Raw genomic sequence first — 13,648 nt, forward strand, 5'->3', positions numbered from 1 at the left:
ACAGGAGCATCGAACAGCCCCCGGCAGGCGCGAGCTGACCCCCAGCTCGCGCCTCACGCCCTCGCGCCGTAGGACGGTCACGACTTTGCCGAAGTTGCGCGGGTTCAGCCCGGCGAACGGGCTATCCAAGACGACTCCGACGCTGTGATCACACGAGCCACAGCTGGATCATCTCAGTTGCAGACGTCGCTGATGCCGACCGATCCTTTGCCTATTCGACGATCTGAGGGAGAACGACGTGGGGCTGACTCTGTTCCCGGGAGACGGAGACACCAGCAGCCCCGACGTCGGCTGGTCCTACAGCGGCTTCGCCTTGTTCCGGCGGCAGCTGGCGCGAGCCGAACCAGCGGCTGGGTGTACGCGTGGATGTCGTGGCCGCCCTGGACCTGATGCGCGGGTACCTCGCCGCGGACCCGGAAGTCATTGTGGCCGCTGCGGCGGCGGGCGCCGCGTGCCCGACCACGGCCGCCTACATGCGCCAGCAGACCTCGGGGCTGCTGACCGAAGCCGTCCTCGCCGACCCCGGCTTCTCCCCGTACCGCCGAGCGGTGATGGGGACCGCAGGCATCGAATGGCTGGAGAGCGTGCCCATGGAGACGGCCGTCGCCGAGGCGGTCCTGGCCCTCGCAGGCGACGGTGCAGCACCCCGCCTCCCTCTGGACGACGCGCAGCTGGCCACCGTCTTCGCCCTGTCTGCCGTCGCCCGCTGCGTGGCCCTCTACGGCCCGGAGGGAACCATGCAGCACCTGGACCGGATCCGATCCGTGGTCGGCGGCCCCTGAGCCTGGCGTCGGTCGCCGGGACGGGCCGGGGCCCCGGTCCGTCCGTGCCCGTAGGGTCAGCACGCCGTCGACCGGTCGAAGGGGTACATGTACCGGTGTGACTCAACTCCAGTGGCCGCGGATCGTGGCCCGTCCTGCCGACATCGTCACCGGCTACGACCAGGTCGGCGGCTGCACCCTCCGCCAGGCGTACTACCGGCTCGTGGTCGAGGGGCTGATCCCGCACACCGCGCCGACGTACCGGCGGCTGTCCTCCCGCCTCGCCCAGGCCCGCCGCGAGGAGCGGTTCCCCGACCTCATCGACCCGCTCCGCGAGGTCCACGTCCCACCGGCCTGGCCGGAGGTCGGCACCTTCCTGCGGGAGGCCCCCGACTGGTTCGACCTGGACCGGACCGCCGACCAGGCGACCGCCGTTTACGTGGCCTGCGAGAAGGACACCTTGCGGGCGCAGCTCACGGGCTGGCTCGCGCGCCCGGGCATCCCCGTGCTCGTCGTCCGCGGATTCGGCAGCCAGAGCTACGCCCACGTGGTGCGCGAGCGTACGGCCCGCGACGAAAGGCCCGCCGTACTGCTCTACGTCGGCGACTTCGACGCATCGGGTGCCGACATCGAACGGGACTGGGTGGCCCGCACAGCCTGCTGACGCGGAGCGCGTCCTGCTCACCCACGACCAGGTCCGCGAGTACGACCTGCCGGCGGCCGCGGGGAAGGCCGGAGACCCGCGCGGGGCCGGATTCGCCGACCGCTACGGGCTCGACGTCGGCCACCCGGTGCAGTGGGAGGTCGAGGCGCTCGACCCCGCCGAGCTCCAGCGCCTGGTCCTCGCCGCCGTCGCCCCCCACGTCGATCAGGCCGTGCTCGACGCGTGCATCGCGGAAGAGGAGCGGCAGCGAGACCGGCTCAGGGCGTTCACCCAGGGCTGGACCGGCGGCCGCCGACCCGGTGACGGCTGAACCAGCGAGACGGTCACAGCGGCCTCCACTCGGCCTCCACGGCTCCGATACGAGAACTGACCGGGCGCAGTGGATCTTGCCCTCTTACTGAAGGATGGTGTTCATGAGGAACACCAAAGCCTTCAAGGAAGCGGTGGCGGAGACGCTGGCCCAGCTCGCCCACCGCGGGGTGACGGTCCGCCCGGGTACGGTCGCCGACACCATCGAGCAGAACATCCGCGCCGTCGCCGAGCGGCTCGGGATCCAGGAGCGCTCCGCCTGGCGGTACTTCGACCCGGCCGGCCTCGCGGCCAGCATCGCCCAGCAGCGGCAGGCGGCCGAGACCAGCAGCACGCCCGGCCAGGTGGGGCGCGCGCCGATGCCGCCAGTCGACAACCCGGAGCTGGCGCTCATCCTCGGGGGTGTCCCCGACGCCCTGGAGGAGAGCGGCGGCGACCCTCTACAGCGTCATCGTCAACGTCGCCGTCAACGCCTGGATGGCCGGCCACATCCACGGCGAGGACGGCTGCACCGGCTGCCAGGACAAACGACCCACCGGCACCGACTGGCAGGCTCGGATGGACACCATCACCGCCATGCAGCCCGACATCACGAAGTGGTTCAACCGGGAGGTCTGGACGGCCGCCCTCAACGACACCGGCTACGGCGTCACCCGCCGCTGACCCAGGCCGTGCTCATCCAGCGGCAAGCGGGCGACTCTGCGAGGGCTCGGCGGTGGCTCCGCGCCGGTCTCAGCCCCGCGACCGGTTCGGACGGTGCGGACGGTGGGGCCGGCGCCGGCCCGGTGAGGGGTCGGGAGCGGCCTCCGGTGAGGAGAACCCGCCCGGCACCGCGGTGCGCTGCGCCGGCTGCTCCACGGAAGGAGCCGCGGGGGTGGGGGCGGCACGCTTGGCCGTGGCCAGAATGGTGATGTGCGGGATGTCCCGCGCGCAGGTCTGGCAGACCTCGGCCAGTGTCCAGACCTGGCCGACGGCCGGGTTGTGGACGAGGACCAGCAGGCTGGTGCCGGCGCACTGGACGCGGGATTCGTGGAGGGCGCAGTACGTGCTGCCGCAGCTGCAGGCGGCGTTGGGGCGGGCGCCGGCCAGGCGTCCGTGGGCCTTGATGTGCTCGACGGCGAAGCGGCGCATGCCCGCAGCGTCCTTCGAGCGGGGCGGCATCCGGTACGCGGCGGTGCTGCAGGTGACGGACACGGTGTGATCGGGGTGGCCGGGGAGGCGGACTGTCCAGGTCCGTCCCGGCACGCGTGCTCCGGGCATCAGGGTCAAGTCGGGGTCCCGTCGTTGGGCTGGTACGTGCCGGCGTTCTGCCGGCTCGTGCAGGGGACGCCGTGCCGAGGGGGACGTCCCCTGGGCAGCGCGGGGCGTTCTGAATTAGAGCGCGCGCAGGACGGCGACTACCTTGCCGAGGATAACGGCGTCGTCACCGGGGATCGGCTGATGCGCCGCGTTGTGCGGCATGAGCCAGACCCGGCCGTTCTCGCGGCGCAGCCGCTTGACGGTGGCTTCGCCATCCAGCATGGCGGCGACTATGTCACCGTGGTCCGCGCTGTCGGCCTTCCTCACGGTGACGATGTCGCCGTCGCAGATGGCGGCCTCGATCATGCTGTCGCGACCACCGTCAACGCGAACAGCTGACCTTCGCCGACCAGGTGCCGCGGCAGCGGCAGAACGTCTTCGACGAGCTCCTCGGCGAGGATCGGCGCGCCGGCCGCGATGCGGCCGACGAGCGGGACCTGGACGGCCTCCGGCGCCATGCCGGCCGGGGTGTCGGGGAGGTCGGCGGGCCGGCCGCTGCGGACGCGGTAGGCGCGGGGACGGTGCGGGTCCCGGTAGAGGAAGCCTTTGCGCTCCAGGGCCATCAACTGGTGCGCGACGGAGGAGGTACTGCGCAGGTGGACGCCTTCGCCGATCTCCCGCATCGAGGGCGGGTAGCCCTTGCGGGCGACGGTCTGCTCGGATATGCCGCCCCAGATCGTCAGCGATCTTCTGGGGTTCTCGCCCAGCACCACAACCCAGTGGTCTACCTACCTCCAAGACGGCTGGTCCGACTTCCTTCGCGCCAAGGAAGAACTGCGGCGTCACCCGCAACCCGCTGACGAGCTCCGGGCAGCATCACCACATGACTGACGGCTCTGCAAGACCAACGGGGCGAGGACGACACTCTGCTCAGCGTGCTGTGACGGCCGTGCACCCGCCGCCGCAGCGCGGGCCCCAGCAGAACGGCGGATTACATGTTGATCATTGGGCCTGAAAACGTCTATCCCAAACCGGTCGGCGACCCGTAGTACTGGCTTCGCGGCCCACCGGCCGTCCACGATCTCAAGGAGCCATCACCCATGACTCGCTTTCGCACCCTGTGCATGGCCCTCACCGGCACCGCGGCGCTGTTCGCCCTGACCGCCGCGCCCGCGCACGCCGCCCCCGGCGACGTGACCACCTCCTGTTCGAGCGTCCTCACCCCGAGCGGCTTCGTCGACGTCAGCTGGGGGTACAGCAGCAGCTGCGGCACGCAGAGCTTCAGCCCGAACATCAAGCAGATAAAGCAGCTCACCGGGCTACCCGTCGGCACCGTGGTCCAGGCCTGCAATTCCACCTACCAGCCCTTCGGCTGGGTTCAGACCGCCTCGTACTACAGCGGCAGCTGTGTCTCCTCCTCGGTCCCCAGCTTCAACAACAACGCCTGGACGCTCAAGCGCGTCTCCTGACCCGTCCGCCCCGACGCCGCGGTCGTGGAGTTCGCGGAGCAGGCGGTCGGCCGGCTGTTCCCCGGACGCCGGGCGGGGCAGCCCTTCCGTCCCCACCACCTGTCCGCACTCCTCAACGAGATCGGCGTCCCTGTGGCCGCCGCCCGCGGCGCCGCCATCCGACAACAACTCCTTGAGATGCCCGCTCCCGTCGTCGCGGACGCTCTCGGCTACCACAACAAGACCACCACCCGCCTGCTCAACGAGACCGGCGGAACCTGGAGCCGATACGCCCCTGGAAATCACACACGGTCACCGGCAGGCTGGGTTCCACGGAGAACTGGCGACAGTTGAATACGAGAGCCCACCAGTACAACTCGCAGCCATCAGCGCGCATCCAAGGGGCCCACTTCCTGCGCATGCGAGTACGCCGAGGCCGATCGCACCTCTGATAGCGCTCCGGCCTATGGGGCCTGGCGCTGGTTCAGAGACCCCTTATGGAACCTGGAATAGGCAGCAGTGATGCCGGCGCCGACCAGATAGAGAAGCAGCAAGGGCCAGGACGTCGTGCTGGGCTCGGACGGCCTGTCAGCAGGGGCCGAGGCGGCGGCCGCAGTCACAGCGGGGGCGGCCACATGTGGAACGGGGGTTCTCGCGAAGAGGCGAGTAATGGCAGTGCCGATGGCCGCCGCGATCAGGAACAGGCTAAGTGCCATCTGGGCGGCCACGAGCAGCCTGGCCCTGTCCGTGACAGGCTGGATGTCACCCATCCCTGTCGACGTCGCAGTGCTAACGGAGAAGTAGGCGGCCTGGACCTTGTTCAGAGTCGGCTTGAAGGATCCCGCATGCGCATGGTAGATCGCGGCGAAACAACCCTCGATCGCAGAAACGGCCGCTACCACCGCCACAGCCGCCCGCCCTGGCAGTGAACGAGCTACAGCTCCCCACAGACCGAGCCATACGAGAATACCGGCGGTAACGAAGAGCCCACTCGCGAATAGAACGATTCCGGTTGGGCGGGTGCTGCTCATCAGTACCAGCCACGGGAAAGTGCCAACAACAAGAGACGCTGCCACGCCGAGCCGCTCGACGGGCTCGTTTATCCAGTGGCCCAGACTCAGCACCCGTCGGAACATGCCCACAACCTCACGGTAGGTGGTGCACCTGGGTGCGAACCATGACACACCGGCAACAACCTGACAATCCGACCAGTTGTACCAACCGCTATCGAGCCCGGAATACGGCTCCAGCACTCTGAGCTGCCGGTCCGATCCGGTATCACGGGCGAGCAGGCAGGCGGTAGAGACCGGGCCCCGGAAGGGAGCACAGGCGCGGTGCACTCACCGCTCTCGGGCAGCCCTTGACGAGTCGCTACTGAGCGTTCGGATCCTCCCCAGAGGCCGGTTCCTGTGTTCTGACAGATGTAGTACCGGCCTTCCCAGTCCGGACTCAAGATCGCACCGAGCATCGCCAATGAGCGCACAGGTTCCGCAGGTCAGCGATTGAAGGGAGCTGGCGAGCTACGTCATAGACGGTCACGTACCCTTCCAATCGGATGCCCCTGACACCAGAGCTCCGCCCACGGCTGTCACGTTGAGTAGCAGTGCCGGAGTGAGGTGGGTCAACTCGCGACGGTTGAATACGCGAGCTCACCAGTATCAACCACCTAAAAATGGTGCCCCTAGCCGCGCTCCCCGGGGTTCTGCAGGCCCTGCCAGGACCGCGCATGGTCGCCGTTGTGACCGGCGGCAAGCTGGCGGATCAAGGTCTTCATGCTGCGGTCACCAGGATCAGATGATCCGAAGAAGACGGCCTAGCTCACCGGGCCTCCGCAGGAATACCGCACTATCCGAATACTGCACCTCCACCAGTGCTGGTCGAGGACGGGCCCCAGGGCGAGCACACAGTGCGCTCCTGGACCCTGGAACGCGGCGAGGCCGCCGGCCGCCGCAGAGATTTCCGGCGGCCGGCGGCCTGTCGAAGGGCTGGGGAACGGTGTCCTCGGCGCGGGCCCCTGTCAGGACTCGCAGGGAAGGTTGACGATGCGGACGGTGTACGCCGAGGAGACCCAGCGGTTGGTGCCCACGTTGCGGAAGCCGTTGGTGGTGGACGCCGATCCGAGGATCGTGGAGCCGTTGGCGTAGGACCCGACGACCGAGTAGCTGGTGCCGGGACCGCTGCGAATCAGCAGACCGCCGCTGGCGTTGACCTTGTAGTAACAGCGGGTGGCGAGCGCACCGGCCGGCGCGAGCTCCACGGCCGCGCCCGTCGCCCGGGCGGGTGCGGCGGCCTGGGCCGTGAGACCGCCGCCGAGGAGCGCGGCGGCGGACAGGGCCGCCACGGCCGCCGTGCGGGCGGCGGAGCGACGCGGTGACATAGTGCGGCGTGCTGCTGTGACCGTCATGGAATCGATTCCCCTTGCGTCATCGGTTCTGGGTGTGGAACACGTACGTAGGAGCAGGCCCGGGTCGGCCGAGCGGTGTCACCTCTCAACGGACACCGGAGCCGCGCACGACGTTAGCGCCATCGGGGCGAAGTCAGCCGCCTGACGCATGAGAACTCCCCAACCGGAAGGGGAAGTTGCCCGTTTCGGTTCCGGTTGGGGAGTCCGTAAGACGCTGGAGCCCCGGGACGCCCCATTCAGGGGGCCCGGACGGCGTCAGCACTTGGCGCGCGAGCTGGTGCGGCCGATGCCGAGCAGGCGCTGAAGAACCGCGGGCGGCATCTGTGTGCAGCGACGACGGCTTCCGCGGCCGTGGAACGGCGCGCCCCCGGTGGGGAGCCCGCCGTTCGGTCAGTTCCTGCGGGTCAGTCAATTCCGTCGGTTGCCCTAGGGGAGGACGAGTAGCTTGCCGGTGGTACGCCGAGCCTCCAGATCGCGGTGAGCTTGGGCGACCTCGGCGAGCGGGTAGCGGGCCGTCACGGTGGTCTCAAGCGCCTTGGTGCGCACCAATTCAAGCACGTCGGCGGCGCGTCGGAGCAGCTCGGACCGATCGGCGATGAAGTGCCCGAGGCTTGGCCGGATCAGGGTCAGCGAACCGCCCTGGGCGAGCCGGATGGGGTCGAAGGGCGGCACTGCACCACTCGCGGCGCCGAAGAGCACCAGGTGGCCGCGGGTTCGCAGGCTGGCGAGGCTCGCATCGAAGGTGTCCCTGCCGACGCCGTCGAAGACGACGGGCAGACCCTGGCCGCCATGGAGCCGCTTCACCTCGGCCGCGAGATCGTCCACTGCGGAGTAGAGGATCACCTCGGCGGCCCCGGCGCGCCGCGCCAGCTGGGCCTTCTCCGGTGTCGAGGTTGTGCCGATCACTCTGCCGCCGAGATGGGTGATGAGCTGGGTCAGCACAAGCCCCATGCCGCCGGCAGCAGCGTGCACGAGCACCGTGTCGCCTGGCCGGACCGGGTAGGCGTCGTTGACGAGGTAGTGCGCCGTCATGCCCTGCAGCAGCACGGCCGCGGCGGCCTCGAAGTCGACGCCGTCGGGCAGGGGCACGAGCCGGGAGGAGTCCACGACGGCCTGCTCGGCATAGGTGCCGGGAATCTCCACCCAGCCGACCCGGTCTCCCACAGCGACGTGCGTGACGCCGGGTCCAACCTCAAGGACCGTGCCCGCGCCCTCAGTGCCCGGGGTGAAGGGCAGCGGGAGGGTGTACCGACCCTGGCGGTGGTATACGTCGAGGAAGTTGACGCCGGACGCGGCGACCTCCACGACCGCCTGGCCCGGGCCCGGCATCGGTTGATCAATGTCGACCAGTCGCAGCACCTCGGGACCGCCCACTTCGGAAACCTGAATCGCTCGCATGACCCCTCCTGAAACGGCTAACTTCCCTCACCAACTCCGGTCGTGGCGATCCGATTCCCGCTCGCGGTGAGGTGTCGTAGCCGTCTCGTGCCCACGTGGGAGACGCCGGCGAACGAGGTCCCCGCTTCGCCGGTTGCGCCCTCGCCGTCCTTCTCCTCGAAGCCGGGGATGGGGGTCTGGGGGGGCCAGCTCTTCCATGTGCGCCTGGTCGCCCCACCAGGGGACGTTGACCGGCGCCATGATGCCGATGCGGCCAGCCGCGGACCGCACCGCCCCGGTGTCAGTCGAGCACGCCGAGCGCGGTGTCTGGGCGGCAATGGGTGCAGGCCTGCACGCCGTCGGACAGTGCACGGCGGGCCTCCGCGGCGGTCAGGGGGCGGCACCGCTTGCCCCGGTCCCAGCAGTCCCCCGCGTGGATGCTGACCGGCGGCCGCCCGGCTCCGATGCCCTGCTCGACCACCCACGCCGGCGGATCGGGAAGCGGCCGTAGTCGGGCGGCCGCGGCCTCCTGCTCCTCGGCAGCGGCTAGTGCCCGCTCGGCCCGGCGCAGTTCGTAGCGAAGGTAGGCCACGATCGTCCGCAGGCGTATGGCATCAGGCGGAAGATCGGACATGTGTTCTATTCTAGGCCCGGAAGCCGTGCGGACCCGCGCCCGGATTTCGGCCATCCGCAGGAACGGTCGCGGTCGGGGCGGCGGACTCTGCCCCGCCACGGCGCGGGCTCCGGGTGGATTTTCGCCACGGCTGAAACTGTTCATCTAAGTGCCGTGCCTACACGCCTCGCCCCTGTCAGGACCGGAGCAGCCCCATGACCACCCCCGCGCCCCGCCCCGCCGTCGTCACCTGGTCCCCCAGCCAGACCGGGCCCTGCGCCAAGTGTGGGCTTCTCTGCACTTCGCCCCATCGCGGCGGGGGTGGAGGTCTCCGCGGTGGACAGCTGCCTCACCCCGTCCCCTACGTTGAGGCCAGTGCCCGAAAAGGCCCCGGCGTGCTGCACGAGGCGAGGGGCCTGGCCGGGAGCCGCTTATTCCGACTGAATGTCACGTCGGCCGGCGCGTCCTGTGTTTCCCTGACGGAGTCGGCGTCCTCATATCAGACGGTGATTACCGTCTTACCCAGAAGCTCCCGGGACTCGATCGCCTCGTGCGCCAATGCGGCGCGCTCAAGGGGGAAGGTTGCGCCGATCACCGGGCGCAGGGTGCCCCTCGCTGCCGCATGGAGGGCCTGCGCTGCGAGCTCGGCGTGTTCGTGGGCCGGCAGTTGGACGTCTCCGATACTGAGCAGGCGAACACTGCGGGCCTTGGCGTCCGCCGGGTCCACCGGGGCGAAGCCGCCCGTCGGGGCGCCGTGGGCCGAGAACCGGCCGCTGTTCGCGACCAGGGCGAACGCGGCCAGGCCGACCTCGCCGCCCACCCCGTCCAGAACGACATCCGCACCCGCGCCGCCGAGTGCCTCGCGGGCCTGATCCACCCAGTCGGGGGGGGGTCGCGTCGACGCAGGCATCCGCGCCCAGCTCCCGCACCAGAGCAGTCTTGCGGTCGCCGCGTGCCACGCCGACGACCCTTGCGCCCGCAGCCTTCGCCAGCTGGACGAGCACGGTGCCCATGCCGCCCGACGCGCCTACGATCAGCACCTGCTCGCCGGACCGGACGGCCGTCGTGCCCAGCAGCTTGGCCGCTGTCACGCCGTCGTGCACCAGGGCCGCAGCGTCTGTGAAAGTGACCTCGTCGGGCACGACGGCCAGTGCCTCGGCCGAGGCCACGGCCAGCTCCGCGTAGCCGCCGGTGAAGCCGATGGAGGCGACGACACGGCGGCCGGTCCACGCCGGGTCCACGTCCTCACCGGTGGCGCGGACGGTACCGGCAATACCGCCGCCCGGCACGTACGGCGGGGTGACTGGGAAGAACTCCCGGCCCCAGCCGCTGCGCACCTGGGTCTCCACGAAAATCGTGTCCACGGCTGCTACGGCGACCAGCACCTGCCCCGGACCCACCACCGGCTCGGCCACATCCGCCACAACCAGTACCTCCGGGCCACCGAACTCGATCACCTGTGTCGCACGCATGGCGTTCGCCTCCGCTCCGGCCATCGGACTCTCCGGTGGTCGTGCCGTGAGTCTCAAACATCAAGTGCGGTTGAGGTCAAATGATCACTGCGCACCCCTTCATACAGGGACGAGAGCAGCTTCGGTGAAGTAGCCGTCAGGGTCGATCTCTGTTGTGGCGACACAAGCAGTGAATCGATACGTCATGACGGGGTTCTATCAGCGCATTCAGCCGAGGCAGGACTCAGGGGGCGAGGCGCCGAGGTTCCACATCCCCACGACGGCGCCCACGACGCGGACTCCGGGATCCCCCTGGGGAAGATCGTGAACTTCTGGCTGGGGAATTGCGTGATCGTCCACACCCACCGAAACGTATCCGCCGTCCCACCCGGGACGGACCTGTGACGGGCCTGACGATCGAGCGCACCTACGAGACCGCCGTGCTGCGCGCACGTGGAGGCCCGAGGCGCCCCCGGACGGGGTCAGACCTCTCCCTGGCCGGAGTGGCCAGGCAAGCCGCTCTGTCACACGGGTGGTCGTCGCGCCGGTCCGCCGAGTCGCGTCTGGCCGACCCTGGAAGAGGGGGCGATCGTGAGGGAGGTCCCGGGGATGGTGCTCAGGCCGCCGGTGGAGCCGATGCTGGCGCAGGCCGCGGAGTCGATTCCGGGCCCGGCCGTGCTGCGTGCGGGGGTGGCGTACGAGCAGAAGTTCGACGGTCACCGGGCGCTGCTGTTCACCCCGGCCGAGCCGGGTGGTGCGGTGCTGGTGCAGACCCGCCGCGGGTCCCTCATTCAGGACCGCTTCCCGGACCTGGTGGCCGCCGCCGAGCAGCAGCTGCCCGCCGGCCTGGTCCTCGATGGCGAGCTGCTGGTCTGGGACGCCGAGGCGGGCCGGCTGTCCTTTGAGGCCTTGCAGCGCCGGGCGGCCGCCCGCAGCCGCGGCGCCGCAACCCTGGCCGCGAAGCTGCCGGCCTACTTCGTGGCGTTCGACGTCTTGCAGCGGGACGGCCAGGAATTCCTCCACCTGCCCTACGCCGACCGCCGCGCCCGCCTGGAGGACCTGTTCACCCGCCACGCCCTGAGCGCGCCGTGGACGCTGTGCCCGATGACGACGGACCTGGCCAAGGCCCGGGAGTGGCTGGAGTCCTGGACGGATGTGTCCGGCGTCGAAGGAATCCTGATTAAGCCCCTGACCAGCCGCTATCACCCCTCGTACCGCGGGTGGACCAAGATCCGCCGCAGGGACACCACGGAAGCGATCATCGGCGGCATCACGGGCACCCTCGCCCGCCCGCAGCTCCTCGTCCTCGGCCGCCACGACGCCTCGCGCGGGCTGCGGGCGGTCGGCCGCACGGTACCCCTGCGCCCTGACGCCGCCCGGCAGGTGGCCGAGCACCTGGCCGCCGCACCTCCCGGGCACCCGTGGACCGGGGTCACGTTCGCCTCGGCATGGGGGAGCCGTGACGTCCTGGACGTCACGCTGGTCCGTCCGGACCTGGTGGCGGAGGTGAGCGCGGACAGGGCCGTTGACCAGGGTGTCTTCCGGCACCCGCTCCGGTTTCAGCGGATCCGTCTGGACGTGACGGTGGACGACGTCCCGCCCTTCGGCCAGGGGTTGGCCGCGGCGGCTGGCTGACCGCCCCGCCGCGCGCCGGAGGCCTCGCGCGTCGGCTGACTGCGGCCGTGCCGGGCGACCACGACCGGCTCCTCTGGGGCCTGGCACCGGAGGGTCAGGCGGGGTTCCCGGGGTGCCCTCCGCGGGGCTGCTCCGCTGCTGTGGCGAGGACGTCGACCAGGTGCCGGAGCGAGTGCAGTGCGGGGTCGTCCGGGGCGACGTGGTGCAGCAGCAGGTAGGCGCTTCCACCCTCCAGGGCGTGCACCAGCTTTCCGGTGTAGACGGTGTCGTCCGAGTCGCGCACGGCGGCCCGTAGCGACTCCTCGGTCCAGGGCATCCGTGCGAGGCTGGCGGCGAACTCCAGCTCGCCCCGGTGCGGGAGCCAGCGGCGTTCCTCGTACGCGGTGAGCAGGGACGTAGCGTCACGCTCCCCCACTCGCCACGCGAGGTCCGCGGGTACGAGGTCCGCCCTCCCCCGGCTGGGCCGGCCGGAGTGACAAGATGCGCACAGGGCGACCCGGCGGACGATTCCAGAGGCCGGGCAGAAGGTAACCGTAAGGGTCGGATCGGCGAGGACCTGGTCCTCGTCCGGGCACAGGTGGCAGCGCGGCGCGACGGCCACCAGGCGGAGTGCCTTGGCGCCGTAGGTACGGGAGGTAGGGGTCTTCACCGGTGCACCACGACGAGCGGCCCCAGCAGATTCTGCCGAGGCCGCTCGGGTGATCAGGCGTCGGGGTCCGGCGATGAGCCACAGGATCAGCGCGGCGTCCATGTCCTGGCTGTAGCGGTAGACGACGCTGATGCTGCGGCCGCCAAGGCGATGGCCTTCATGCTGTCACCCGAAGCTCCGGGCTGGGCAGCAGCCAGCGAAGCCAACTCGTGTCGGGGCGTCAGATGACCGGGGGTCGGCCCAGCCTGGTCATCCTCCACACGGTCCGCCACCGCATGGGCCGCCTTGGCGGGCACGGCACTCGTACGCCTTCGAAGAAACCAGCCCACCAGGCGGCCAGGCCGGACAGCGGGGGTCGCTGCGCGAGCGTGTACGCGGCCCACGTCGCGAGGTAGACCGGGACCAGGACGGCGGGCAGGTGCCGCTCGGCCAGCCAGACCCGGTTCCGGCCCGTGTTGCGGTAGTACACCGCGTGCCGGGACGCCTCGGTGCGAGGGTGCTGGAGCACCATGTCCGCCCGGTAGTCGATCTCCCAGCCGGCGTCCAGCACCCGCCACGCGAAGTCGGTCTCCTCGTGGGCGTAGAAGAACTGGGCGGGGAAGTCGCCTACCTGGTCGATCACGGTCATGCGGATGGCGTGGCCGCCGCCGAGGAACGTAGTCACCGGCCCTGACACCATCGGGTTCTTGCCACCCAGACGGGGGATGTGCCTGCGCTGACTCTCCCCGGTCTCGTCCGCGATCCGGAAGCCCGCGATGCCCAAGCGGGGCCTGCTGGCGAACGCTTCGCGGACCAGGCGGAAGGTGTCGGTGCGGGGCAGAAGTCCGTCGTCGTCCAAGACCACGACGACATCCACGCCGCCGCGCTCGCGCAGCCAGGCCACGCCAGCGTTCCGCCCGCCGGGGATTCCCAGGTTGTGCGGCAGCTCCACGCCGTCCACGCTGTCCGGGAGGGGCGGGAGCTTGGCGCCCTGGCCGAGGACCACGACGGTCGCCGGATCGCCTTGCTGAGCGGCCACGGAGGCCAGGAGGGCCCCCAGTTCTGCGGGCCGGTCGCCCATGGTCAGGACCACAACCCCGATCTTCGGCATTCTGGTGT

16 protein-coding genes and 3 pseudogenes are annotated in these 13,648 nt (G+C 70.3%); 7 read left to right on the forward strand and 12 right to left on the reverse strand.

The window, feature by feature from the left end:
- Positions 1–57: 57 nt before the first annotated feature.
- A pseudogene (locus AC07DU_RS27820) lies at positions 58–161 on the reverse strand (IS5/IS1182 family transposase); the annotation flags it as partial.
- A gap of 201 nt (positions 162–362) precedes the next feature.
- Here AC07DU_RS27820 and AC07DU_RS27825 point away from each other — a divergent pair.
- From AC07DU_RS27825 to AC07DU_RS27835, 3 genes are all read left to right on the forward strand, one after another.
- A complete protein-coding gene (locus AC07DU_RS27825) occupies positions 363–782 on the forward strand; it encodes a hypothetical protein (RefSeq protein ID WP_479114320.1) in 420 nt (139 codons plus the stop codon).
- A 97-nt stretch (positions 783–879) separates the two neighbouring features.
- Complete coding sequence (locus AC07DU_RS27830; RefSeq protein WP_479114322.1) at positions 880–1,425, forward strand: hypothetical protein; 546 nt, start codon at positions 880–882, stop codon at positions 1,423–1,425.
- Positions 1,382–1,735: a hypothetical protein gene (locus AC07DU_RS27835; RefSeq protein ID WP_479114324.1), complete on the forward strand. Its 354-nt coding sequence runs from the start codon at positions 1,382–1,384 to the stop codon at positions 1,733–1,735. Before AC07DU_RS27830 ends, AC07DU_RS27835 begins: the two co-directional genes overlap by 44 nt.
- A gap of 84 nt (positions 1,736–1,819) precedes the next feature.
- On the opposite strand, the gene AC07DU_RS27840 is transcribed toward AC07DU_RS27835, so the two are convergent.
- The gene (locus tag AC07DU_RS27840; protein ID WP_479114326.1) at positions 1,820–2,128 is read right to left on the reverse strand and encodes a hypothetical protein; all 309 of its coding nucleotides are present in this window, start codon (positions 2,126–2,128) and stop codon (positions 1,820–1,822) included.
- A gap of 8 nt (positions 2,129–2,136) precedes the next feature.
- Between AC07DU_RS27840 and AC07DU_RS27845 the strand changes: the two genes are divergently transcribed.
- On the forward strand, positions 2,137–2,397 hold the full coding sequence (locus tag AC07DU_RS27845) for a hypothetical protein (protein WP_479038101.1): 261 nt from the start codon (positions 2,137–2,139) through the stop codon (positions 2,395–2,397).
- Between the two features lie 69 nt (positions 2,398–2,466).
- Here the strand turns inward: AC07DU_RS27845 and AC07DU_RS27850 are convergent, their stop codons facing one another.
- Positions 2,467–2,928 (reverse strand): hypothetical protein, encoded by a 462-nt coding sequence (locus tag AC07DU_RS27850; RefSeq protein ID WP_479038098.1) that lies wholly within the window; start codon positions 2,926–2,928, stop codon positions 2,467–2,469.
- A gap of 180 nt (positions 2,929–3,108) precedes the next feature.
- Positions 3,109–3,683: pseudogene (gene lexA / locus AC07DU_RS27855) on the reverse strand (transcriptional repressor LexA); the annotation flags it as partial.
- 390 nt (positions 3,684–4,073) lie between these two features.
- Between lexA and AC07DU_RS27860 the strand changes: the two are divergent.
- A complete protein-coding gene (locus tag AC07DU_RS27860) occupies positions 4,074–4,442 on the forward strand; it encodes a hypothetical protein (protein ID WP_257559891.1) in 369 nt (122 codons plus the stop codon).
- Positions 4,443–4,466: 24 nt separating this feature from the next.
- Positions 4,467–4,775 carry a hypothetical protein gene (locus AC07DU_RS27865; protein WP_479114328.1) on the forward strand — a complete coding sequence of 103 codons (309 nt, stop codon included), beginning with the start codon at positions 4,467–4,469 and terminating at the stop codon, positions 4,773–4,775.
- Positions 4,776–4,885: 110 nt separating this feature from the next.
- Here the strand turns inward: AC07DU_RS27865 and AC07DU_RS27870 are convergent, their stop codons facing one another.
- The 6 genes and pseudogenes from AC07DU_RS27870 to AC07DU_RS27895 all read right to left on the reverse strand — a co-directional run.
- Positions 4,886–5,557: an ion channel gene (locus tag AC07DU_RS27870; protein WP_479114486.1), complete on the reverse strand. Its 672-nt coding sequence runs from the start codon at positions 5,555–5,557 to the stop codon at positions 4,886–4,888.
- Between the two features lie 881 nt (positions 5,558–6,438).
- Positions 6,439–6,825 carry an SH3 domain-containing protein gene (locus AC07DU_RS27875; protein WP_479114330.1) on the reverse strand — a complete coding sequence of 129 codons (387 nt, stop codon included), beginning with the start codon at positions 6,823–6,825 and terminating at the stop codon, positions 6,439–6,441.
- Between the two features lie 426 nt (positions 6,826–7,251).
- The gene (locus AC07DU_RS27880) at positions 7,252–8,223 is read right to left on the reverse strand and encodes a quinone oxidoreductase family protein (RefSeq protein ID WP_479114332.1); all 972 of its coding nucleotides are present in this window, start codon (positions 8,221–8,223) and stop codon (positions 7,252–7,254) included.
- A gap of 280 nt (positions 8,224–8,503) precedes the next feature.
- Positions 8,504–8,836: a DUF6233 domain-containing protein gene (locus AC07DU_RS27885; protein WP_479114334.1), complete on the reverse strand. Its 333-nt coding sequence runs from the start codon at positions 8,834–8,836 to the stop codon at positions 8,504–8,506.
- 478 nt (positions 8,837–9,314) lie between these two features.
- Positions 9,315–9,692, reverse strand: a complete 378-nt coding sequence (locus tag AC07DU_RS27890) for a zinc-binding dehydrogenase (protein WP_479114337.1) — start codon at positions 9,690–9,692, stop codon at positions 9,315–9,317.
- A 73-nt stretch (positions 9,693–9,765) separates the two neighbouring features.
- Positions 9,766–10,311: pseudogene (locus AC07DU_RS27895) on the reverse strand (alcohol dehydrogenase catalytic domain-containing protein); the annotation flags it as partial.
- A gap of 564 nt (positions 10,312–10,875) precedes the next feature.
- On the opposite strand from AC07DU_RS27895, the gene AC07DU_RS27900 reads away from it, so the two are divergent.
- On the forward strand, positions 10,876–11,901 hold the full coding sequence (locus AC07DU_RS27900; RefSeq protein WP_479114339.1) for an ATP-dependent DNA ligase: 1,026 nt from the start codon (positions 10,876–10,878) through the stop codon (positions 11,899–11,901).
- Positions 11,902–11,995: 94 nt separating this feature from the next.
- Here the strand turns inward: AC07DU_RS27900 and AC07DU_RS27905 are convergent, their stop codons facing one another.
- Both AC07DU_RS27905 and AC07DU_RS27910 read right to left on the reverse strand, forming a co-directional pair.
- Entirely contained in the window at positions 11,996–12,550 is a 555-nt protein-coding gene (locus AC07DU_RS27905) for a hypothetical protein (RefSeq protein ID WP_479114341.1), read from the reverse strand.
- Positions 12,551–12,770: 220 nt separating this feature from the next.
- A complete protein-coding gene (locus AC07DU_RS27910) occupies positions 12,771–13,640 on the reverse strand; it encodes a glycosyltransferase family 2 protein (protein ID WP_479114343.1) in 870 nt (289 codons plus the stop codon).
- Positions 13,641–13,648: the final 8 nt, after the last annotated feature.

This window comes from Streptomyces sp. NPDC045695, from assembly GCF_056432025.1.

What these genes read in the sequence shown, in the direction of transcription:
- AC07DU_RS27870 (WP_479114486.1), bottom strand. Translation starts at nt 5,557, where the DNA reads ATGTTCCGACGGGTGCTGAGTCTGGGCCACTGGATAAACGAGCCCGTC.
- AC07DU_RS27840 (WP_479114326.1), bottom strand. Translation starts at nt 2,128, where the DNA reads ATGAGCGCCAGCTCCGGGTTGTCGACTGGCGGCATCGGCGCGCGCCCC.
- AC07DU_RS27875 (WP_479114330.1), bottom strand. Translation starts at nt 6,825, where the DNA reads ATGACGGTCACAGCAGCACGCCGCACTATGTCACCGCGTCGCTCCGCC.
- AC07DU_RS27910 (WP_479114343.1), bottom strand. Translation starts at nt 13,640, where the DNA reads ATGCCGAAGATCGGGGTTGTGGTCCTGACCATGGGCGACCGGCCCGCA.
- AC07DU_RS27860 (WP_257559891.1), top strand. Translation starts at nt 4,074, where the DNA reads ATGACTCGCTTTCGCACCCTGTGCATGGCCCTCACCGGCACCGCGGCG.
- AC07DU_RS27885 (WP_479114334.1), bottom strand. Translation starts at nt 8,836, where the DNA reads ATGTCCGATCTTCCGCCTGATGCCATACGCCTGCGGACGATCGTGGCC.
- AC07DU_RS27900 (WP_479114339.1), top strand. Translation starts at nt 10,876, where the DNA reads ATGGTGCTCAGGCCGCCGGTGGAGCCGATGCTGGCGCAGGCCGCGGAG.
- AC07DU_RS27880 (WP_479114332.1), bottom strand. Translation starts at nt 8,223, where the DNA reads ATGCGAGCGATTCAGGTTTCCGAAGTGGGCGGTCCCGAGGTGCTGCGA.